16 protein-coding genes and 1 riboswitch are annotated in these 19,946 nt (G+C 64.5%); of the genes, 13 read left to right on the top strand and 3 right to left on the bottom strand.

Features of this window, described 5'->3' with window-relative positions; genetic code table 11:
• Window positions 1-6 precede the first annotated feature (6 nt).
• Entirely contained in the window at window positions 7-1,290 is a 1,284-nt protein-coding gene (gene waaA / locus FFS12_RS12350; RefSeq protein ID WP_137887087.1) for a lipid IV(A) 3-deoxy-D-manno-octulosonic acid transferase, read from the top strand.
• A 117-nt stretch (window positions 1,291-1,407) separates the two neighbouring features.
• Here the strand turns inward: waaA and FFS12_RS12345 are convergent, their stop codons facing one another.
• Window positions 1,408-2,856, bottom strand: coding sequence for a TolC family outer membrane protein (locus FFS12_RS12345; protein ID WP_137887086.1), 1,449 nt, complete (start codon window positions 2,854-2,856; stop codon window positions 1,408-1,410).
• 242 nt (window positions 2,857-3,098) lie between these two features.
• Window positions 3,099-3,205, top strand: a riboswitch (TPP riboswitch).
• 100 nt (window positions 3,206-3,305) lie between these two features.
• Between FFS12_RS12345 and thiC the strand changes: the two genes are divergently transcribed.
• Together thiC and cytX are read left to right on the top strand one after the other, a co-directional pair.
• Window positions 3,306-5,189 (top strand): phosphomethylpyrimidine synthase ThiC, encoded by a 1,884-nt coding sequence (thiC, locus tag FFS12_RS12340; protein ID WP_137887085.1) that lies wholly within the window; start codon window positions 3,306-3,308, stop codon window positions 5,187-5,189.
• Window positions 5,190-5,332: 143 nt separating this feature from the next.
• Window positions 5,333-6,625: a putative hydroxymethylpyrimidine transporter CytX gene (gene cytX / locus FFS12_RS12335; RefSeq protein WP_137887084.1), complete on the top strand. Its 1,293-nt coding sequence runs from the start codon at window positions 5,333-5,335 to the stop codon at window positions 6,623-6,625.
• 64 nt (window positions 6,626-6,689) lie between these two features.
• Here the strand turns inward: cytX and FFS12_RS12330 are convergent, their stop codons facing one another.
• Window positions 6,690-7,436 (bottom strand): RsiV family protein, encoded by a 747-nt coding sequence (locus FFS12_RS12330; protein WP_137887083.1) that lies wholly within the window; start codon window positions 7,434-7,436, stop codon window positions 6,690-6,692.
• A gap of 210 nt (window positions 7,437-7,646) precedes the next feature.
• On the opposite strand from FFS12_RS12330, the gene nudF reads away from it, so the two are divergent.
• The 9 genes from nudF to FFS12_RS12285 all read left to right on the top strand — a co-directional run bounded on the left by nudF (window position 7,647) and on the right by FFS12_RS12285 (window position 16,895).
• Entirely contained in the window at window positions 7,647-8,264 is a 618-nt protein-coding gene (gene nudF / locus FFS12_RS12325) for an ADP-ribose diphosphatase (RefSeq protein WP_137887082.1), read from the top strand.
• Window positions 8,255-8,707: a DUF1249 domain-containing protein gene (locus tag FFS12_RS12320; protein WP_137887081.1), complete on the top strand. Its 453-nt coding sequence runs from the start codon at window positions 8,255-8,257 to the stop codon at window positions 8,705-8,707. The genes nudF and FFS12_RS12320 overlap by 10 nt, the downstream gene beginning before the upstream one ends.
• Window positions 8,708-8,817: 110 nt before the next feature.
• Window positions 8,818-9,633, top strand: a complete 816-nt coding sequence (gene cpdA, locus FFS12_RS12315) for a 3',5'-cyclic-AMP phosphodiesterase (RefSeq protein ID WP_137887080.1) — start codon at window positions 8,818-8,820, stop codon at window positions 9,631-9,633.
• A 102-nt stretch (window positions 9,634-9,735) separates the two neighbouring features.
• The gene (locus FFS12_RS12310) at window positions 9,736-10,353 is read left to right on the top strand and encodes a YqiA/YcfP family alpha/beta fold hydrolase (RefSeq protein ID WP_137887079.1); all 618 of its coding nucleotides are present in this window, start codon (window positions 9,736-9,738) and stop codon (window positions 10,351-10,353) included.
• 21 nt (window positions 10,354-10,374) lie between these two features.
• Window positions 10,375-12,279, top strand: coding sequence for a DNA topoisomerase IV subunit B (gene parE, locus FFS12_RS12305; RefSeq protein ID WP_137887078.1), 1,905 nt, complete (start codon window positions 10,375-10,377; stop codon window positions 12,277-12,279).
• The gene (locus tag FFS12_RS12300; protein WP_137887077.1) at window positions 12,279-13,274 is read left to right on the top strand and encodes an esterase-like activity of phytase family protein; all 996 of its coding nucleotides are present in this window, start codon (window positions 12,279-12,281) and stop codon (window positions 13,272-13,274) included. Before parE ends, FFS12_RS12300 begins: the two co-directional genes overlap by 1 nt.
• The gene (locus tag FFS12_RS12295; protein ID WP_137887076.1) at window positions 13,271-13,795 is read left to right on the top strand and encodes a TIGR02281 family clan AA aspartic protease; all 525 of its coding nucleotides are present in this window, start codon (window positions 13,271-13,273) and stop codon (window positions 13,793-13,795) included. Before FFS12_RS12300 ends, FFS12_RS12295 begins: the two co-directional genes overlap by 4 nt.
• A 7-nt stretch (window positions 13,796-13,802) precedes the next feature.
• A complete protein-coding gene (gene parC / locus FFS12_RS12290) occupies window positions 13,803-16,055 on the top strand; it encodes a DNA topoisomerase IV subunit A (RefSeq protein WP_137887075.1) in 2,253 nt (750 codons plus the stop codon).
• A gap of 138 nt (window positions 16,056-16,193) precedes the next feature.
• Window positions 16,194-16,895 carry a membrane integrity-associated transporter subunit PqiC gene (locus FFS12_RS12285; RefSeq protein WP_137887074.1) on the top strand — a complete coding sequence of 234 codons (702 nt, stop codon included), beginning with the start codon at window positions 16,194-16,196 and terminating at the stop codon, window positions 16,893-16,895.
• A 101-nt stretch (window positions 16,896-16,996) separates the two neighbouring features.
• Here FFS12_RS12285 and FFS12_RS12280 read toward each other — a convergent pair whose 3' ends face one another.
• The gene (locus FFS12_RS12280) at window positions 16,997-18,556 is read right to left on the bottom strand and encodes an AhpA/YtjB family protein (RefSeq protein WP_137887073.1); all 1,560 of its coding nucleotides are present in this window, start codon (window positions 18,554-18,556) and stop codon (window positions 16,997-16,999) included.
• Between the two features lie 143 nt (window positions 18,557-18,699).
• Here FFS12_RS12280 and serB point away from each other — a divergent pair, with 143 nt between their 5' ends.
• Window positions 18,700-19,914 (top strand): phosphoserine phosphatase SerB, encoded by a 1,215-nt coding sequence (gene serB / locus FFS12_RS12275; protein ID WP_137887072.1) that lies wholly within the window; start codon window positions 18,700-18,702, stop codon window positions 19,912-19,914.
• The last annotated feature ends 32 nt before the right edge of the window (window positions 19,915-19,946 follow it).

The raw sequence follows: 19,946 nt of genomic DNA, 5'->3' as shown, positions 1-19,946 counted from the left end.
GCCCCCATGAATCGAAGCCTCTATAGCGTCCTGTTTCATCTCGGCCTGCCACTGATCGGCGCGCGTCTGGCGTTGCGTGCGCGCAACGCGCCGGCCTATGCCAAACGCATCGGCGAGCGCTTTGCCTGCAATCTGCCGCCACTCAAAGCGGGCGGGATCTGGGTGCATGCGGTATCGGTGGGCGAGAGCATTGCCGCCGCGCCGCTGATCCGCGAGCTGCTGCTGCGTTACCCGCAGTTGCCGATCACCGTGACCTGCATGACACCGACCGGCTCCGAGCGTATCTGGGCGCTGTTCGGCGACCGTGTGCAGCATTGCTATCTGCCCTATGACTTGCCGTGGGCGGCCGCGCGTTTCCTCGAGCGGGTTCGGCCGAAGCTGGCGGTGATCATGGAAACCGAGTTGTGGCCCAATCACATTCACCAATGCGCGCTGCGCAAGATTCCCGTGGTGTTGGCCAATGCGCGGCTGTCCGAGCGTTCGGCCCGCGGTTATGCACGCTTCGCCGGGCTGACGGCACCGATGCTGGCGCAGATGAGCTGGCTGGCGGTGCAGACCGAAGCCGAGGCCGAGCGCTTCCGGGCGCTGGGCGCGCGAGCGGAGTGCGTGACGGTGACCGGCTCGATCAAGTTCGACCTGAGCATCGACCCCGAACTGTTGCTGCGCGCGGCGGCTTTGCGCGCGGACTGGCAGGCCACTGCGCGGCCGGTGTGGATCGCCGCCAGCACCCATGCCGGCGAAGATGAGCTGGTCCTCGCCGCGCATCGACAGCTGCGCCAGAGTGATCCCGACGCGCTGCTGATCCTGGTGCCGCGCCATCCCGAGCGCTTCGACAGCGTTTTCGAACTGTGTAAAAAATCCGGCATGACCACCGTGCGCCGCTCCAGTGCGGCTGCGCCGACGGCCGAGACGGCCGTGCTGCTGGGCGACAGCATGGGCGAGTTGCTGTTTCTCTATGCCTTGGCCGATGTGGCCCTGGTCGGCGGCAGCCTGGTGCCCAATGGCGGGCATAACCTGCTGGAGCCGGCGGCCCTGGGTAAGCCGGTGCTGGCGGGGCCGCACCTGTTCAACTTCCTCGAGATCGCCGCGCAACTGCGTGAGGCCGGCGCGCTGCTGGAAGTGATGGACGCCGCGCAGCTGGCGCAACAGGTTGCCGCGCTGTGGCACGAGCCGCAGACGGCCGAACGGATGCGCGCTGCGGGGCTGGCGGTGTTGGAGCGTAACCAGGGTGCGCTGGCGCGTCTGCTCGAGGGCTTGGCGCGTCTGCTGGCCAGCGCTGCTGCGCCGTAGCTTGGGCTGAGCTCAGCGAAGCCCTGCAGCGGTAGGGCGTACTCGCGCAGCAGTATGCCATTGCAGGCGGCGGACTGTTCGCTGCGCTCCTGAGTCCGCCCTGCGCGTGGTGCTAACTCAATATTCCGGGTTGGAGCGCAGGTTGGTTTCGGCGGCTTTGGCCAAGTCCGGCGGCAGGAAGTCCTGGTCCGGGTTGTAATCGGCCTTGAGGAAGCGCGCCAGGGCTTCCAGGTCTGCCGGGCTGAGAGTGCCGGCGGCTTGTTTCAGGCGCAGGTTGTCGAGGATGTAGTCGTAACGCGCGTCGTTGTAGTTGCGCACCGAGCTGTAGAGCTGACGCTGGGCGTCGAGCACGTCGACGATGTTCCGCGTACCGACCTGATAGCCGATTTCCGTGGCTTCCAGGGCGCTCTGGTTGGAGATGATCGACTGCTTACGGGCCTGGACGGTTTCCACGTCGCTATTGACGGCACGGTGCAGGTTGCGGGTGCTCTCGACCACCTGCCGGCGCAGGCTTTCGCGCAGTTGCTCGGCCTGGTTCAGGCGCTGATAGGACTCGCGCACCTGGGAGCTGGTCAGCCCGCCGCTGTAGATCGGGATGTTCAGCTGCAGGCCGATGCTGCGTTGCTCCACGTCGCCGCCGAAGGGTTCCTGACCCGGCAGCGTATTCTCAGTGTTGCTGAAGCCGAGGCTGTCATTGTCGCCGCGCTGGTATTGCGCGACCGCATCCAGGGTCGGCGCGTGGCCGGCCTTGCGCTGGCGCAAGGTCTCTTCGGCGGCATCGACCGCATAGTTGCTGGCTTGCAGGTTGAGGTTCTGCTGCGCCGCGGTATCGACCCAGGCCTTGGCATCATTCGGCGTCGGCGCCAGCACCGGCAGGGTGTGTTTGATCCCCTCGACGGCGTTGTAGTCGCGGTTGGTCAGGGTGACCAGGGCCTGGAACGCATCATCCACCGCGCGTTGCGCGAGGATGCGGTTGGCCCGTGCGGTGTCGTAACTGGCCTGGGCTTCGAGGACGTCGGTCTTGTCCGACAGGCCGACATCGAAGCGCTCGTTGGCTTGATCCAGTTGGCGCTTGAAGGCCGCTTCCTCGGCCTTGGTCGAGGCCAGGGTGTCCTGGGCACGGAGTACGGAGAAGTAGGTTTCGGCGCTCTGCAGAATCAGGTTCTGTTCGGTGGCCGACAGCTCCAGAGCCGCCTGCTCGTTGGTGGCCTCGGCGGCTTGCAGCTGGAACCAGCGATCGGCGCGGAAAATCGGCTGGCTCAGGGTGGCTTGATACACCGTGCCGCTGCGGTTGGCCGTGCTGGACGGCTGATCCAGTTGGGTGCGGGTGTCGCTCAAGTCGGCGCCGGCAGACAGGTTCGGTAGCAGGCCAGAGCGGGCTTGCGGCACCACTTCTTTACGCGCCTGGTAATCGGCCCGAGCGGCGGCCAGATCGGCGTTATTGTTCACGGCTTCTTGGTAGACGCTGACCAGGTCGGTCTTGGCTGACAGGGGGGCTTCCTCTGCCCAGGCCAGTCCGCTGGAAGCGGAGGCCACGGCGAGTGCCAGTGAGAGTCTGCGCAGCATGCTAATCATCCTAATTGTTTGGCCCCTGTGGGATGGTGATGGGGGCGGTGATAGGCAAGGCTAAGGGGCGCCGTCAAGGGGGTCAAGCGCGCAGATAGCGGCGTGAGTGTAGTTTGCAACAAGCTATGTTGCGCCGCGGGAACAATCGGCTGCGCCGTTATCGCGCGTCACTTTCCGACGGGCTGGTCAGGGTTTTTTGACTTGTGGGTTGGTTTTCTCGGCGCGGCTTGATTAGACTGGCCAGGTTCTTGTCGGGGTGCCTTGAGTTGAAGGCTGAGATCGGATAATTCCGGATTCCGTTGAACCTGATCAGGTTAGCGCCTGCGTAGGGAACAAGATTTCTCGCCTCCCCGGCGAGTCCTCTAGCACCAGCCCTGGTGCGCCAACGCCCCCGCCCGATCAGGCTCGCTCCGACAATCCTCGCCCTGGATGATGTTTGGAGAGCCATGATGACGGTACAACAACAAAAGAACTTGAGCGAAAGCGCTCAGGTCGACCAGCAATCGGTACAACCCTTCACGCGCTCGCAGAAGATCTACGTCGAAGGCTCGCGCCCGGACATCCTGGTGCCGATGCGCGAGATCAGCCTGGACGTCACGCCGACCGACTTCGGCGGCGAGATCAATGCCCCGGTCCTGGTCTACGACACCTCCGGCCCCTACACCGACCCGGCCGTGCAGATCGATGTGCGCAAGGGCCTGGCGGATATCCGTTCAGCGTGGATCGAGGCGCGTGGCGATACCGAGCGGCTTGCCGGCCTGAGTTCGCACTTCGGCCAGGAGCGTCTGAGCAATCCCGAGCTGACCGCCATGCGCTTCGCCCATGTGCGCAACCCGCGCAAGGCCCGCGCCGGCGCCAACGTCAGCCAGATGCATTACGCCCGCCAAGGCATCATCACGCCGGAGATGGAGTTCGTCGCGATCCGCGAAAACATGAAGCTGCAGGAAGCCCGCGCCGCCGGTCTGCTCGATCAGCAGCATGTCGGCCATAGCTTCGGCGCCAGCATTCCGAAGGAGATCACCGCCGAGTTCGTCCGCGAGGAGATCGCCCGCGGCCGCGCCATCATCCCGGCCAACATCAACCACGTGGAGCTGGAGCCGATGATCATCGGCCGCAACTTCCTGGTGAAGATCAACGGCAACATCGGCAACAGCGCCCTCGGCTCCTCCATCGAGGAAGAAGTGGCCAAGCTGACCTGGGGCATCCGCTGGGGCTCGGACACTGTGATGGACCTGTCGACCGGCAAACACATCCACGAGACCCGCGAGTGGATCATCCGCAACTCGCCGGTGCCGATCGGCACAGTGCCGATCTATCAGGCACTGGAAAAGGTCGGTGGCGCCGCCGAGGACCTGACCTGGGAGCTGTTCCGCGACACCCTGATCGAGCAGGCCGAGCAGGGCGTGGACTACTTCACCATCCACGCCGGCGTCTTGCTGCGCTATGTGCCGCTGACCGCCAAACGCGTCACCGGCATCGTCTCCCGTGGCGGTTCGATCATGGCCAAGTGGTGCCTGGCGCACCATAAAGAGAACTTCCTCTACACCCATTTCGAAGACATCTGCGAAATCATGAAGGCCTACGACGTCAGCTTCTCGCTGGGCGATGGCCTGCGCCCGGGCTCGATTGCCGACGCCAACGACGCGGCGCAATTCGGCGAACTGGAAACCCTCGGCGAGCTGACCAAGATCGCCTGGAAGCACGACGTGCAGACCATGATCGAAGGCCCCGGCCACGTGCCGATGCAGTTGATCAAGGAGAACATGGACAAGCAGCTGGAATGCTGCGACGAGGCGCCGTTCTACACCCTCGGCCCGCTGACCACCGATATCGCGCCCGGTTACGACCACATCACCTCCGGCATAGGGGCGGCGATGATCGGCTGGTTCGGTTGCGCCATGCTTTGCTACGTGACGCCCAAGGAGCACCTCGGCCTGCCGAACAAGGATGATGTGAAGACCGGGATCATCACCTACAAGATCGCCGCCCATGCCGCCGACCTCGCCAAGGGCCATCCGGGTGCGCAGATCCGTGACAATGCGCTGTCCAAGGCGCGCTTCGAGTTCCGCTGGGAAGACCAGTTCAACCTCGGCCTCGACCCGGACACCGCGCGCGCTTATCACGATGAAACCCTGCCGAAGGACTCGGCCAAGGTCGCGCACTTCTGCTCCATGTGCGGGCCGAAGTTCTGTTCGATGAAGATCACCCAGGAAGTCCGTGAATACGCGGCCAACCAGCGTATCGAAGCCGTCGATGTGGCGGTCGAGGATGGCTTGCGCGAGCAGGCCGAACGGTTCCGCCAGGAAGGTAGCCAGTTGTACAAGAAGGTTTGACCCATAAGATCGTTCCCACGCCGGAGCGTGGGAACGATCACAAACAGGTGTAGCGCCCAGAGCCTGTTCAAGGTCTGCTGAGCATCAGCCCTTCACGCAAGTGAGGGGCTGTTCTATTTATCACTTTTAGGCAGTACGCCATCGTGAATAGCGCTCCTCTCAGTACTTACGCACCCTCCATTGCGGTTCCGCTCACGCGGCGGGTCTTTGGCCTGCGTGATCTGTTTTCCCTGTGGTTCTCCCTCGGCATCGGCCTGATGGTGCTGCAGACCGGCGCCCTGCTGGCACCGGGGCTGGGCATGGCCGGCGCGCTGCTGGCGATTCTGCTCGGCAGCGCCGTCGGCGTGCTGCTGCTGGCCGCGGTCGGGGTAATAGGTAGCGATACCGGCCTGGCCTCGATGGCGGCGCTCAAGCTCAGTTTGGGTAACCGCGGTGCCGCCTTGCCGGCATTGCTGAACCTGTTGCAGCTGGTTGGCTGGGGTGCCTTCGAAATCATCGTCATGCGCGATGCCGCCAGTTTGCTCGGCTCGCGCAACTTTGGTGCCGAAAGCCAGTGGGCCAATCCCACGCTGTGGACGCTGGTCTTCGGCGCGCTGGCGACCTTGCTGGCGGTCAGCGGGCCACTGGCCTTCGTTCGTCGGGTGCTGCGCCGCTGGGGGATCTGGTTGCTGCTCGCCGCCTGCGTCTGGTTGACCTGGAATCTGTTGGCGCAGGCCGATCTGCCGGCGCTGTGGGCACGAACTGGCGATGCTTCGCTGCCGTTCGCCCTGGGCTTCGATATCGCGATCGCCATGCCGCTGTCCTGGCTGCCGTTGATCGCCGATTACTCGCGCTTCGGCAAACGTGCCGGCGGCGTGTTCGGCGGCACAGTGCTGGGTTTCTTCCTCGGCAACTTCTGGTTGATGAGCCTGGGCGTGGCCTACACCCTGGCGTTCGCCGCGAGCGGTGACGTCAATACCCTGCTACTGGCCCTGGCTGGGGCGGGGATGGGGATTCCGCTGCTGCTGATTCTGCTCGATGAGTCGGAAAAAGCCTTCGCCGATATCCATTCGGCGGCGGTCTCCACCGCTATCCTGTTGCCGCTGTCGGTGGAGCGCCTGGCGCTGATCATAGGTGCGCTCTGCACCTCGATCGCCTGGTTCGCGCCGCTGGCGCAATACCAGAACTTTCTGCTGCTGATCGGCTCGGTGTTCGCGCCGCTGTTTGGTGTGGTGCTGGTCGATCACTTCATCCTGCGCCGCCGCGCCAGCCTCACGGCGCCTGCCGGGTTGCGCTGGGCGGCGCTCTCGGCCTGGGCCGGCGGCGTGGCGATGTATCACCTGCTGGCACATTTCTATCCGGACGTCGGTGCGACCTTGCCGGCCCTGGTGCTGGCCGGCGTGTTGCAGTTCGGTCTGGGGAGCATGGGCGTGCGCAAAGCGGCTTATTCGTCGTAAGCCAATAGCCGCCACTGAGTTGGGCGCTCCTACGGTTATCTATCCGCCCGAAAGAGTAAGTCGCTCAGCCCCGACCGGGGAAATACTGCGGCTTGAGAATGCCGTTGAGGCGCGGGTAGGGGATCTTCAGCTCGGGATGGCCGGACGCGTACGGGCCGATGCTGTAGACCTCGTACTTGAGGGTCACCGCGCCGAAGGTCAGGGCCACGTTCGCGGTCGGTTGAAACGGCCAACTCTTGACGAATTCGGGGTCTTGGTCGAGCTGGTTCGCCACCAGCCAGCCCTGGTGCGCCAGCTGTGCGGCTTGCCAGAAGGCCTGCTCCTGGCCAGGCAAGAGCATGTCCTGCAGGGTTAGCGCCCTGTGCAGCTTGCGGTCGTAATTGATAAAACGTCGCCCGGGCATGCCGTGGGCGTCGCCGGTGGACAGGTAGCTGGACAGCTCGATGATCACCAGGCCGTCATGCTGCTCGCGGACTTTCGCCTGCAAATAGCTGCTCCAGCCGGGCTCCGCGGAGCGGAGAAAGGCCTGTTCGTAGGCTTTTAGCGAGGCGGGCAGCTGGGCGTCCGGGGCGTTGCCGGTCATGTCCAGCAGCTCATGCTCGATCAGGCTGTCGAGCGCGGGTTCTGCGGCGAAGCTCAGGGTGTCGATGTTGACCAGCGGGCAGTCGTCACCCTGGCAGCCGGCCTGGCTGTGTTCCCAGGCCGAGCGCTCGGCGTTGATAGGCGCGTTAGGGGCTGCCTGGAACAGGCTCTGGCAGCCGCCTAAAGTGAGCGCCAGGGCGGCGAATAGGGTGATTTTCAGCAGGTGCATGGCATTCCTTGGCGGTTCCGGGTTTTCAATGAAAGTCGGGGTTCGACTGTCGGTGGCGAGCCGAGTTCGCCGCTAGGCTAAGTGAATGGGCCGGATATCCTGGCAGCCCAAGGGCAATCTTGAAAGGGGCTGCGGTGGTTGAATAGGCGCGCTAGGATGACGTGAAGCCAAGGACTTTTCAGGCTCGAACCAGTCAGGAGTGGGGAACCGATGAGCGGCACTTTTATCCCAGGCCCAGAGGCGGTCGAAATCGTCGAACGGGAAAATTGTTTCCGCGGTTTCTACCAGCTCGATCGTGTGCATTTGCGTCATCGTCTGTTCGCGGGCGGCATGGGTCCGCAGATCAGTCGCGAGCTGTTCGTGCGGCATGATGCGGTCTGCGTGTTGCCCTACGACCCACAGCGCGATTGCGTGGTGCTGATCGAGCAATTCCGCATCGGCGCCCTGGATAAGAGCCCGAACCCCTGGCTGCTGGAGTTGGTGGCCGGCTTGATCGAGCAGGATGAAGAGCCGGAAGACGTGGCCCGCCGCGAAGCCGTAGAGGAAGCCGACTTGACCCTTGGCGCGTTGTGGCCGATCAGCCAGTATTACCCGTCGCCGGGCGGTTCGGACGAGCGGGTCCACCTGTTTGTCGGGCGCTGCGACAGTGCGGGGGCCGGTGGCGTGCACGGGCTGGCCGAGGAGGGGGAGGACATTCGCGTGCATGTCTTGCCGCTGGAGGACGCCTTGGCGGCGGTACGCGATGGGCGTATCGACAACGCGGCGAGCATCATTGCGTTGCAATGGCTGGCACTCAATCGTGCCGAAGTGAGGGGACTGTGGGTGTGAACCTGCTGCGTGAGCGTTACCGGGTCGACCTGATCGAGCTGCAAGCCGCTTGTGCGGCCAACTACGCGCGGCTGATGCGCCTGTTGCCGGCGATGCGTGACGAGCCAGGCTCGCGCCGGGTGGCCTTGAGTCAGGGCGAGCGCCTGCTCGGTGTGCTGGCGCTGGACGTGTTGGAGGCCTGCCCCTACACCACCACCCTGCAAGTGCGCCAGGAACATAGCCTGCCCTGGCTGCCGGTGCCGCAGCTGGAAGTGCGGGTCTACCACGATGCACGCATGGCGGAAGTGATCGGTGCGGAGAATGCGCGGCGTTTTCGCAGCATTTACCCCTACCCGAATGCGGCGATGCACCAGCCGGATGAGAAGACCCAGCTCAACCTGTTTCTCGGCGAGTGGCTGAGCCATTGCCTGGCCTGTGGCCACGAATTGGAGCCGGTGCGCTAGCAAAGTCAGCCGGTGCCGATTGCTAACTGTGATCTATGCCCACAACGCGGCTTTACCATTACCCGCTTGGGCCACCATAATTCCAGCGATCCCGCTCAAGGAGACGGCCCTTGCCGAGCTCGTCCACTCTCGCTGCTGATTCCTCAGTGCTGCTGGTGCAGTTATCCGATAGCCACCTGTTTGCCGGCGCGCACGGCAAACTGCTCGGCATGGACACCCAGGACAGCCTGCAGCGGGTGATTGAGCGGGTGCTCGAAGAACAGCCGCAGATTGACCTGATGCTGGCCAGCGGGGATCTCTCGCAAGACGGTTCGCTGGAGTCCTATGTGCGCTTTCGCCAACTGACCTCGGTGATTGCGGCCCCTGCACGCTGGTTTCCGGGCAATCACGATGATCTGTCAGCCATGCGCAGCGCCAGTGTCGAGAGTGAACTGTTGGAGCCGGTGGTGGATCTCGGCGGCTGGCGGATCACCGTGCTCGACTCATCCATCCCCGGTGCGGTGCCTGGTTATCTGGATGAGCAGCAACTCAGCCTGCTTGCGCGGGCGTTGAGCGAAGCCCCCGAACGCCACCATTTGATCTGCCTGCATCACCATCCGGTGTCGATAGGCTGCCGCTGGATGGAGCCGATCGGGCTGCGCAACCCCGATGAATTGTTCGCCGTGCTAGATCGCTTCCCGCAGGTGCGGGCGTTGCTCTGGGGGCATATCCACCAGGAGTTCGACCAACTGCGTAACGGCGTGCGTTTGCTCGCCTCGCCGTCGACCTGCGTGCAGTTCGCCCCAGGTAGCGAGGAGTTTCAGGTCGACCAGGAGGCGCCGGGCTATCGTTGGCTGCGCCTGCATGCCGATGGCCGGCTGGAAACCGGTGTATCGCGGGTTACCGGTATTCCCTTCGTGGTGGACTACAGCGTCAAAGGTTATTGAGCCGATTGCCTGGGTTTGCTCATCTCGCGTTATTAAAGTTGGCTGACCAAGGCTCGCGAGGCTTTGCTAAAGTGCGCGGCAAACGGTTTAGGAATCGTCCGCGTGCTCACGGAAACCCCCTCCCTTCTCTATATCCACGGCCTCAACAGTTCGCCGGCTTCGCTCAAGGCCCGCCAATTACTGCAAGTGATGGAGCGCCTGGGGTGGGCCGGACAGCTGCGCGTGCCGGCCCTGCACCATCACCCGCGACAAGCCATCCAGCAGCTTGAGGCGGCCATAGCCGAGCTAGGCCGGCCGGTGCTGGTCGGCAGCTCCCTTGGCGGCTACTATGCGACCCACTTGGCCGAGCGGCATGGCCTGAAGGCCGTACTGATCAACCCGGCGGTCTGCCCGCACCGCTTGTTCGAGGGCCACCTCGGCACGCAACAGAATTATTACAGCGGCGAGAGCTGGGAGCTGACGGCCGATCACGTGGCGGCTCTGGCCGAGCTGGAAGTGCCGCCGCCAAATGACCCTGCGCGTTATCAGGTGTGGCTGCAGACCGCCGACGAGACTCTCGATTACCGCCAGGCCGAGGCTTACTACCGCGGTTGTGCGCTGCATATCCAGGCCGGTGGCGATCATGGTTTTCAGGGTTTTGCCCGCCGCTTGCCCGCGCTACTGGCTTTCGCCGGTTTTGCCTCCGCCAACTGGCGCGATTTCGATTTTTCCGACCTTTAACGACTGACGATGTGAGACCCCATGGCCCAGAACGGAGCAAGCTCCTATAACGCAGACGCCATCGAAGTCCTCTCCGGCCTCGACCCGGTGCGCAAGCGCCCGGGCATGTACACCGACACCAGCCGGCCCAACCATCTGGCCCAGGAAGTCATCGACAACAGCGTCGACGAAGCCCTGGCCGGCCATGCAAAATCGGTGCAGGTGATTCTGCATGAGGACAACTCGCTGGAAGTCAGCGACGACGGTCGCGGCATGCCGGTGGACATTCACCCGGAAGAGGGGGTGTCAGGCGTCGAGCTGATCCTCACCAAGCTGCACGCCGGCGGTAAGTTCTCCAACAAGAACTACCAGTTCTCCGGCGGTCTGCACGGCGTCGGCATCTCAGTGGTCAACGCGTTGTCGACCGGCGTCGAGGTGCGGGTCAAACGCGACGGTAACGAATACCGCATGTGCTTCGCCGACGGCTTCAAGGCCAGCGAGCTGGAGGTGATCGGCACTGTCGGCAAGCGCAACACCGGCACCAGCGTGCATTTCTGGCCGGACCCCAAGTATTTCGACACCCAGAAGTTCTCCGTCAGCCGTCTCAAGCATGTGCTCAAGGCCAAGGCCGTGCTCTGCCCGGGCCTGGCGGTCAGTTTCGAGGACAAGGCCAGCGGCGAGCGCGTCGAGTGGTACTACGAAGACGGTCTGCGCTCCTATCTGGTGGATGCGGTCACTGAAGTCGAGCGGCTGCCCGCTGAGCCGTTCTGCGGCAACCTCGCCGGTAACAAGGAGGCGGTGGATTGGGCGCTGCTGTGGCTGCCGGAAGGCGGCGAGAGCGTGCAGGAAAGCTACGTTAACCTGATCCCCACGGCCCAGGGCGGCACCCACGTCAACGGCCTGCGCCAAGGCCTGCTCGACGCGATGCGCGAGTTCTGCGAGTTCCGCAGCCTGCTACCGCGCGGGGTCAAGCTGGCACCGGAAGACGTCTGGGAGCGAATCGCCTTCGTCCTCTCGATGAAAATGCAGGAGCCGCAATTCTCCGGGCAGACCAAGGAACGGCTGTCCTCGCGTGAGGCGGCGGCGTTCGTCTCCGGGGTGGTCAAAGACTCCTTCAGCCTGTGGCTCAACCAGCACCCGGAGTTGGGGCTGCAACTGGCCGAGCTGGCGATCAACAACGCCGGCCGTCGCCTCAAGGCCGGCAAGAAGGTCGAGCGCAAACGCATCACTCAGGGCCCGGCCTTGCCCGGCAAGCTGGCAGATTGCGCCGGCCAGGATCCGATGCGTTCCGAGCTGTTCCTGGTCGAAGGCGACTCCGCCGGTGGCTCGGCCAAGCAAGCGCGCGATAAAGAGTTTCAGGCGATCCTGCCGTTGCGCGGCAAAATTCTGAACACCTGGGAAGTCGATGGCGGCGAAGTGCTGGCCAGCCAGGAAGTGCACAACATCGCCGTGGCGATCGGCGTCGACCCGGGCGCGGCCGACCTGACTCAGCTGCGCTACGGCAAGATCTGCATCCTCGCCGACGCCGACTCCGACGGCCTGCACATCGCCACCTTGCTCTGCGCCTTGTTCGTGCGGCACTTCCGTCCGCTGGTGGATGCCGGCCACGTGTATGTGGCGATGCCGCCGCTGTACCGCATCGACCTGGGCAAGGAGATTTTCTACGCCCTCGACGAAGGCGAACGCGACGGCATTCTCGACCGCCTGGTGGCCGAGAAGAAGCGCGGCAAGCCACAAGTCACGCGGTTCAAAGGCCTCGGTGAAATGAACCCGCCGCAGCTACGCGAGACCACCATGGACCCCAACACCCGCCGTTTGGTGCAGTTGACCCTGGAGGATTTCGACGCCACCCAGGAGCTGATGGACATGCTGCTGGCGAAGAAGCGCGCCGGTGATCGCAAGAGCTGGCTGGAGTCCAAGGGCGACCTGGCCGAGGTCCTGGCTTAATGCGGACACTGTTCGCGGCGCTGCTGCTGATGGCGACATCGGCACTGGCGCAACCGCGGGAAGCGTTGCAACCACTTGAAGAGTTGCAACTGCTGGCGGAGCAGCCGGTCGAGGGCATGCTCGGCGGTAATTTGTCCGGGCTGGCCTGGTGCGGCGATGCGCTGTGGGCGGTTTCCGACCGCGAGGATGACCGGCTGTACCGACTCACTGCCGAGGCTGGCGTATGGCACGCCGAAGCCGAGCTGTTCCAGGCCCCGGCGCCGCCGGACAGTGGCCTACCCTGGGGGCTGCGCATGCGCATCTGGGTGGCCAGCCTGGTGCGTGGCGGAGCCCTGGACTTCGAAGGCCTGAGCTGCGACGCCAAAGGCAATCGTTATCTGCTTAGCGAGGCCCACGCCGGCGTGCTGCAAGTCTCGCCGGCCGGTGCGGGGAGCTGGTTGAACCTGCCTCTCGGCCTGGTGCGGCAGGCGCGCGCCAGTGGCATGTTGCTGCATTTCAATGCGCAGTTCGAGGGTGTGGCCGTCGATCCGGCGGGTGAGCGTCTGTGGCTGGCCGCCGAGCGCGAGCGCCGTGGCTTGCTGGTGTTGCACCAACAGCAGTCGAGCTGGCGCTGCAGCGGCGGTTGCGTTCTGCTGGTCGAGGGCGGTAAAGAGCTGCCGCCGGCGCAGCTCGGCAGCCAGCCGCGGGGCCGCGACTTCGCCGATGTCGCGCTATTGCAGAACCGGCTGTTTACCCTGGAGCGCCTGACGCAGCGCATCTGCCGGCGCAAGTTGGAGACTGGCGAGGTCGAGCGCTGCTGGTCGTTCGCCAGTGCGGCGCTGACGGACGCGCGCCGCTACAGCCAGCCCTATGGTGCGGCCGAAGCGCTGTGGGTCGATGCGCAAGGCGCCTGGATCGGCGTGGATAATGGCGGCAAGGCACGTGGCGATGGCGAGACCCGGCCGATCGTCTGGCGTTTCGCCGCCCCCGCCGGCGGTTGGGGCGCTGCGCCATGACTGCGCAAACCGTCGGTCGGCGTGCCGGGCGGGTGATGCTGGTGCTGGCCTGGGGTGCCGGCCTGTTGCTGGCCACGCGGTTCTTTGGCCAGTGGGAGGACGAGCAGCACAATCCCAACCAGTTGCCGAGCTCGTCCCAGGGTGCTGGCTATATCGAGGTGCGGCTGCTCGGTAACGGCCAGGGGCATTTCGTTTCCAGCGGGAAGATCAACGGCGAAACCGTGGTGTTCCTCCTCGATACCGGCGCCACCGATGTGGCGATTCCGGCCGGGCTGGCCAAGCGTCTCGGCCTCAAGCGCGGTGCACCGGTCACCTTAAATACCGCGAATGGCCGGAGTAACGGCTATCGCACCCATCTCGAGCGCCTGCAACTGGGCGATATCGTCCTGCAGGATGTGCGCGCACTGGTCGCCCCCGGCATGGACGGCGACGAAGTGCTGCTTGGCATGAGTGCGCTGAAACAACTCGAATTCACCCAGCGCGACGGCACCTTGGTGCTGCGCCAGACCACTACTCAATGAGGCACGCATGAGCGACTCCCTGGACCTGAGCCTGGACGGCGTGGAGCGACGCTCCCTGGCCGACTTCACCGAGCAGGCCTACCTCAACTACTCCATGTACGTGATCATGGACCGCGCCTTGCCGCATATCGGCGACGGCCTCAAGCCGGTGCAGCGGCGCATTGTCTACGCCATGAGCGAGCTGGGCCTGGATGCCGACTCCAAGCACAAGAAGTCGGCGCGTACCGTCGGCGACGTGCTCGGCAAGTTCCACCCGCATGGCGATTCGGCCTGCTACGAGGCCATGGTGCTGATGGCACAGCCGTTCAGCTACCGCTACACCCTGGTCGACGGCCAGGGTAACTGGGGGGCGCCGGACGATCCGAAGTCCTTCGCCGCCATGCGTTATACCGAGGCGCGGCTGTCGCGTTATTCCGAGGTGCTGCTCAGCGAGCTGGGCCAGGGCACCGCGGACTGGGTGCCGAACTTCGACGGCACCCTCGATGAGCCGGCCGTGCTGCCGGCACGCCTGCCCAACCTGCTGCTCAATGGCACCACCGGCATCGCCGTGGGCATGGCCACCGATGTGCCGCCGCACAACCTGCGCGAGGTCGCCAGTGCCTGCGTGCGCCTGCTCGATGAGCCGAATGCGACGGTCGAGCAGCTCTGCGAGCATGTGCTGGGGCCGGATTATCCGACCGAAGCCGAGGTCATCACCCCGCGTGCCGACCTGCTGAAAATCTATGAAAGCGGCCGTGGCTCGGTGCGCATGCGCGCGGTGTATCGCGTCGAGGATGGCGACATCGTCATCACCGCGCTGCCGCACCAGGTCTCCGGCGCCAAGGTGCTGGAGCAGATCGCCGCGCAGATGCAGGCGAAGAAGCTGCCGATGGTCGCCGACCTGCGCGATGAGTCGGATCACGAGCACCCGTGCCGCATCGTCATCATCCCGCGCTCCAACCGCGTCGATGCCGATGAGCTGATGCAGCACCTGTTCGCCACCACCGAGCTGGAGTCCAGCTACCGGGTCAACATCAACATCATCGGCCTGGATGGCAAGCCGCAGGTGAAGAACCTGCGTGAGCTGCTCAACGAATGGCTGGTGTTCCGCATCGGTACCGTGCGCCGGCGCCTGCAGTTCCGCCTGGACAAGGTCGAGAAGCGCCTGCGGTTGTTGGAAGGTTTATTGATCGCCTTCCTCAACCTGGATGAGGTGATCCACATCATCCGCACCGAGGATCAGCCCCGAGCGGTGTTGATGGAGCGCTTTGGCCTGACCGAAGAGCAGACCGACTATATCCTCGACACCCGCTTGCGCCAGTTGGCGCGACTGGAAGAGATGAAAATCCGTGGCGAGCAGGAAGAGCTGGCCAAGGAGCAGGCGCGCCTGCAGGCTCTGCTCGGCAGTGAAAGCAAGCTGCGCAAGCTGGTGCGTACCGAGTTGCTTGCCGATGCGCAGACTTACGGCGATGACCGCCGCTCGCCGATCGTTGCGCGGGCCGAGGCCAAGGCACTGTCGGAAACCGAGCTGATGCCGACCGAGCCGGTGACCGTGGTGATCTCGGAGAAGGGTTGGGTGCGCTGCGCCAAGGGTCACGACATCGACGCCACGGGGCTGTCCTACAAGGCCGGCGACGGCTTCAAGACCGCCGCGCCGGGCCGTTCGAACCAGTACGCGGTGTTTATCGACTCCACAGGGCGCAGCTACTCGCTGGCGGCGCATTCGTTGCCGTCGGCGCGTGGCCAGGGCGAACCGCTGACCGGTCGACTGACCCCACCACCGGGCGCCAGCTTCGAGTGCGTGCTGCTGCCGGATGACGAGGCGCTGTATGTGATCGCCTCGGATGCGGGTTACGGCTTCGTCGTCAAAGGCGAGGATCTGCAGGCCAAGAACAAAGCCGGCAAGGCGCTCCTGAGCCTGCCGAACGGCGCGAAAGTGCTGCTGCCACGGCCGGTGGCCAATCGTGAAGAGGATTGGCTGGCTGCAGTGACGACCGAAGGGCGCCTGCTGCTGTTCAAGGTCAGCGACCTGCCGCAGCTGGGTAAAGGTAAAGGCAATAAGATCATCGGCATTCCCGGCGAGCGGGTGGCCAGCCGTGAGGAGTTCCTCACCGATCTCGCCGTAGTGCCGAGCGGGGCAACCTTGGTGCTGCAAGCCGGCAAGCGCACCTTGTCGCTTAAGTCGGATGATCTGGAGCACTACAAGGGCGAGCGTGGCCGGCGCGGAAACAAGCTGCCACGCGGCTTCCAGCGCGTCGATGGGCTGTTGGTCGAGGCGTAGAGCCGAGGCTGCCGGTCGCGTCGGACAGCGAGAGGCTGGAGTCGCGCGGTGGATTAACGGATGATAGGCCGTCCTGGAACCTTTCAGTACGGCGTTTTGACTGCCGGCGGCCATCGGGCTGCCGCTTGGGTGAGATGAATGATGGTGTCGCGTTTTCCCTTGGTCCTGTTGCTGAGCGGCTTGCTCGGCCTGGTCGGTTGCGTCAGCCAGCCGCCGGTGACGCTCTATCAGCTGGATAGCGGCAATCCGGGCGTGCCTGCGTCGAGCAAGGGGTTGGCCGTGTTGCTGGGGCCGGTCTCGGTTGCCGATTATCTGCAGCGCGAGACGCTGTTGCAGCGGCAGCCGGACGGTAGCCTGACCTCGGCCACCGAGGCACGTTGGGCCGGTAGCCTGGGTGCCGATATCGATCAGTTGCTGTTGCGCCAACTGGCGTGGCGTCTGGACACTCAGCGTCTGGTGCTGGCGCCGAGCGCAGCGGGCTTTGTGCCGGATGTGCAGGTAGTGCTCTCGATCACCCGTCTGGATTCCGGGCCGCAGCAGCCGGCGGTCTTGGATGCGCAGTGGCGCCTGCTGGATAAGCGCGGTCAGTTGCGCGACAGCCGCTTAATCCATCTGGAGGAGCCCCATCAGGGGGCCGCCGCCGATCAGGTGCGTGCGCAAAGCCTGGTCTTGCGCCGCTTGGTGGAGCAGCTGGCGATGGCTATCCAGCCGTTGTCCGAGCAGTCGGCCGAGGAGCCACGCAAGGTGGCGCCCGCTGCCCCGGCGCGTACTCGGCCCAGCGGGCCACAGATACCCAAGGCGGCGCCGGTACGAACCGATGTGGAAGTGTTTCGCTTCTAGCGATTCAGTAAAAAAGCCCGCGGAATGCGGGTTTTTTTATGCGTGTCGCTGGCTAGCATGGCGCAAGGCCGGCACCGGCAGCGGATGAGTGATAAGGAGGGTCAGGAGCGTGTCGGCTGCTCGTGCATGCGCGCCAGTTGTCGCTCCAGCAGCGAGGGGTAAGGCTCCAGCAGACGTTCGACGCAGCAGGCGCCTTCCGGGCTGGCGATGGCGCGGATGCGTACGCGTTGGCGCAGCAGCGGGTCATCGCCAATGCTGCGCTCGACCAGCAGCAGGTTGCGGCTGTGCTGGGAGAGTGCCAGGGCATCCTGGGCGGTATCGCTGAGCAGCAACTCGCCCTGGCTCAGGTCGAGCAAGTCTTCGCCGTCGGTCAGGCCGAGTTGGAGCTGCAGGGTGATGCCGCTGTCGGCGACTTCGATTTGCAGGGCATGGCCGAGGGCACGCATCAGCTCGCCGCAGCAGATGGCGTGGGTCAGGTAGTCTTCGCCGCTGTCCTGGCTGTGGAACAGCATCAGGCTGCTGCCATCGTTCAGGGTATGCAGTACGCCCTGGTAGAGCGCGGCGGCCTGGTTGAGGCAGCCACGGTAGCGTTGCAACAGATCCATCAGGCGGGCGCGCGGCAGGCGGCGCAATTGTTCCTGGGCACCCAATTGGATGGCCAACACCGCGGTTTGCTGCGGCTCGCTGCTGACGGGGGCGAGGCCCGGCGTGGCGTCGTGTTGCGGGGTGCGCAGGTCGGCGAACGGGTCGTCCTCCTCGGCGCTGGCCAGACGGCGCGGCGCTTCGGTGTATTCGTCATCAGCATCGAAGCTGGGGTCGCGCAGGTCGCGGATCTCGAAGGCCGGTTCGGTGCTTTTGGCGTCGAGGTAGTCCTCATCCTCTTCGGCATACTCTGCTTCGGAGTAGCCGTCTTCGGCATAGTCGGCTGCGCTGTATTCAGGTTCCGCCGGCGGTTCGGGCTGCGGCTTCTCCGGCACCAGGCGGGCCTGGAGCTGGCGGGCCAGGTCGCCAATCTCGTCCTGACGACCGGCGCCAGGGGCCGGGTCGTCCGGATCGCGCAACCACAGGCGCAGTTGCAGCAAGGGCGTGGAGACATGCCGACCCAGGCGCAGGCTCAAGGACAGGGTCAGCGCCAGCAGGATCAGGCTGAGCAGGCCCATGCTCTGCAGGCTGATGGTCATCGGCTGCTGGAACTGCTGCATATCCAGGCTGATGCGCAGGTGTCCGGCGATCACTTCCTGAAAGGCGACCGGCGTCGAGTACAGGCCTTCGGCTTCCCCCAGCATGCCCTGGGTCGGCCGCGAGCCGGCTTCGGCGAGGATGCGGTTATCCACGCTATAGATGGCCGCATGGGCCACCAGCGGGTTCTTCACCAGGTTGTTGAGCAGGACGTTGAGGCTGAGGATGTCATTCGACACCAACAGCTCGGTAGCCGACGCGGCGGTCTGCGTGATCAGGCTCTGCCCCAGGGCATCGGCCTGCTGCTGCATGGCCTGCTTGAACTGCATGCCCATGACCAAGGCGTAGATCACCAGTGCCAGTGCGACCAGCAGCAGGCTGTGGCTGGCGATGCGCAGGGCCAATGGCACGCGCCGCTGACGCAGGGCGTGGAAGATCAGCAGGAAGAAATTATCGGGTTTGACGGGCGCGGGCCGGTTCACAGAGCTCGGCTCTTCTTGAATGGAGTTGCCGCGCAGTATAGCGAGCGGCCAGGGGTGGGCAAAGCGCCGCGCGTGCCCGTATGGCTGCGAAAGTGGTTAGAATGTGCGCCTTTTCATGGGCCACAGACCCCAGGAGCTGCGCCTTGCGTGAAATCGTCCTGATCAACATCACCGGTGAAGATCGCCCCGGCCTGACCGCTGCCATTACTGGGGTGCTGGCGCAGGGTGGGGTGAACATCCTCGACATCGGCCAAGCGGTGATTCACGACACCCTGTCGTTCGGCATTCTGGTCGAGATCCCGGGCACCGAGCAGGCCTCGATGGTGCTCAAGGATGTGCTGTTCACCGCGTATAAGCTGGATCAGCAGGTGCGCTTCACCCCGGTCTCGGAGAGCGATTACCAGCAATGGGTCGGCGGTCAAGGCAAGCCGCGGCATATCGTCACCCTGCTGACGCGCAAGGTGACCGCCGAGCAGTTGCAACGGGTCAGCTCGATCACCGCGAAGTACGGCCTGAATATCGACCATATCGATCGTCTGTCCGGGCGCATGCCGTTGGACACGCCCGCCGAGCAGAGTAAGGGCTGCATCGAGTTTTCCGTGCGCGGTGAGCCGGCTGATCCGCTGGCGCTGCGCGCCGAGTTTCTCAGCGTGGCGCAGGAGCTCAACGTCGATATCGCCTTCCAGCAGGACTCGGTGTTTCGTCGCAATCGCCGCCTGGCGGTGTTCGATATGGATTCCACGCTGATCGAGGCCGAGGTCATCGACGAACTGGCCAAGGTGGCTGGCGTCGGTGAGCAGGTCGCGGACATCACCGAAAGAGCCATGCGCGGCGAGTTGGATTTTCGTGCCAGCTTCAAAGAGCGGCTGGCGCTGCTCAAGGGTTTGCCCGAGACCGAGTTGGCGGCGATCGGTGCGTCTCTGCGGTTGACCGAGGGCGCCGAAACGCTGTTCGCCGAGCTCAAACGGCTGGGTTACAAAACGGCCATCCTGTCCGGCGGCTTCAGCTACTTCGCCAAGCAGTTGCAGGCCAAGCTGGGCATCGATTACGTCTTCGCCAATGAATTGCAGATCGTCGCAGGCAAGCTCACCGGTGTGGCGATCGAGCCGATCGTCGATGCCCAGCGCAAGGCGGATTTGCTGCGAGAGTTGGCGCAGCAGGAAGGTTTGCGCCTGGAGCAGACCATTGCCGTCGGCGATGGCGCCAACGATCTGCCGATGCTGGCGATTGCAGGTTTAGGAGTGGCGTTCCGCGCCAAGCCGTTGGTCAAGCAGTCGGCCAAGCAGGCGATCTCGACCCTGGGCCTGGATGGGGTTCTCTATTTGTTGGGCTACCGCGATCGCGATGGTCAGGATTGAGTGCTCCTGCGCATGAAAAAAGCCGCCCTCGG

It is taken from the genome of Pseudomonas sp. 2FE, assembly GCF_005503735.1.
Lineage (GTDB): Bacteria > Pseudomonadota > Gammaproteobacteria > Pseudomonadales > Pseudomonadaceae > Aquipseudomonas.
Note: the sequence above shows the minus strand (reverse complement) of the source record. Positions and strands in the feature narration are given on the sequence as shown.

Bases quoted from the DNA above. Each gene is read 5' to 3' on its own strand.
- waaA (WP_137887087.1), top strand. From the start codon at position 7: ATGAATCGAAGCCTCTATAGCGTCCTGTTTCATCTCGGCCTGCCACTG.
- FFS12_RS12345 (WP_137887086.1), bottom strand. From the start codon at position 2,856: ATGCTGCGCAGACTCTCACTGGCACTCGCCGTGGCCTCCGCTTCCAGC.
- thiC (WP_137887085.1), top strand. From the start codon at position 3,306: ATGACGGTACAACAACAAAAGAACTTGAGCGAAAGCGCTCAGGTCGAC.
- FFS12_RS12330 (WP_137887083.1), bottom strand. From the start codon at position 7,436: ATGCACCTGCTGAAAATCACCCTATTCGCCGCCCTGGCGCTCACTTTA.
- nudF (WP_137887082.1), top strand. From the start codon at position 7,647: ATGAGCGGCACTTTTATCCCAGGCCCAGAGGCGGTCGAAATCGTCGAA.
- parE (WP_137887078.1), top strand. From the start codon at position 10,375: ATGGCCCAGAACGGAGCAAGCTCCTATAACGCAGACGCCATCGAAGTC.
- FFS12_RS12300 (WP_137887077.1), top strand. From the start codon at position 12,279: ATGCGGACACTGTTCGCGGCGCTGCTGCTGATGGCGACATCGGCACTG.
- FFS12_RS12295 (WP_137887076.1), top strand. From the start codon at position 13,271: ATGACTGCGCAAACCGTCGGTCGGCGTGCCGGGCGGGTGATGCTGGTG.
- parC (WP_137887075.1), top strand. From the start codon at position 13,803: ATGAGCGACTCCCTGGACCTGAGCCTGGACGGCGTGGAGCGACGCTCC.
- FFS12_RS12285 (WP_137887074.1), top strand. From the start codon at position 16,194: ATGATGGTGTCGCGTTTTCCCTTGGTCCTGTTGCTGAGCGGCTTGCTC.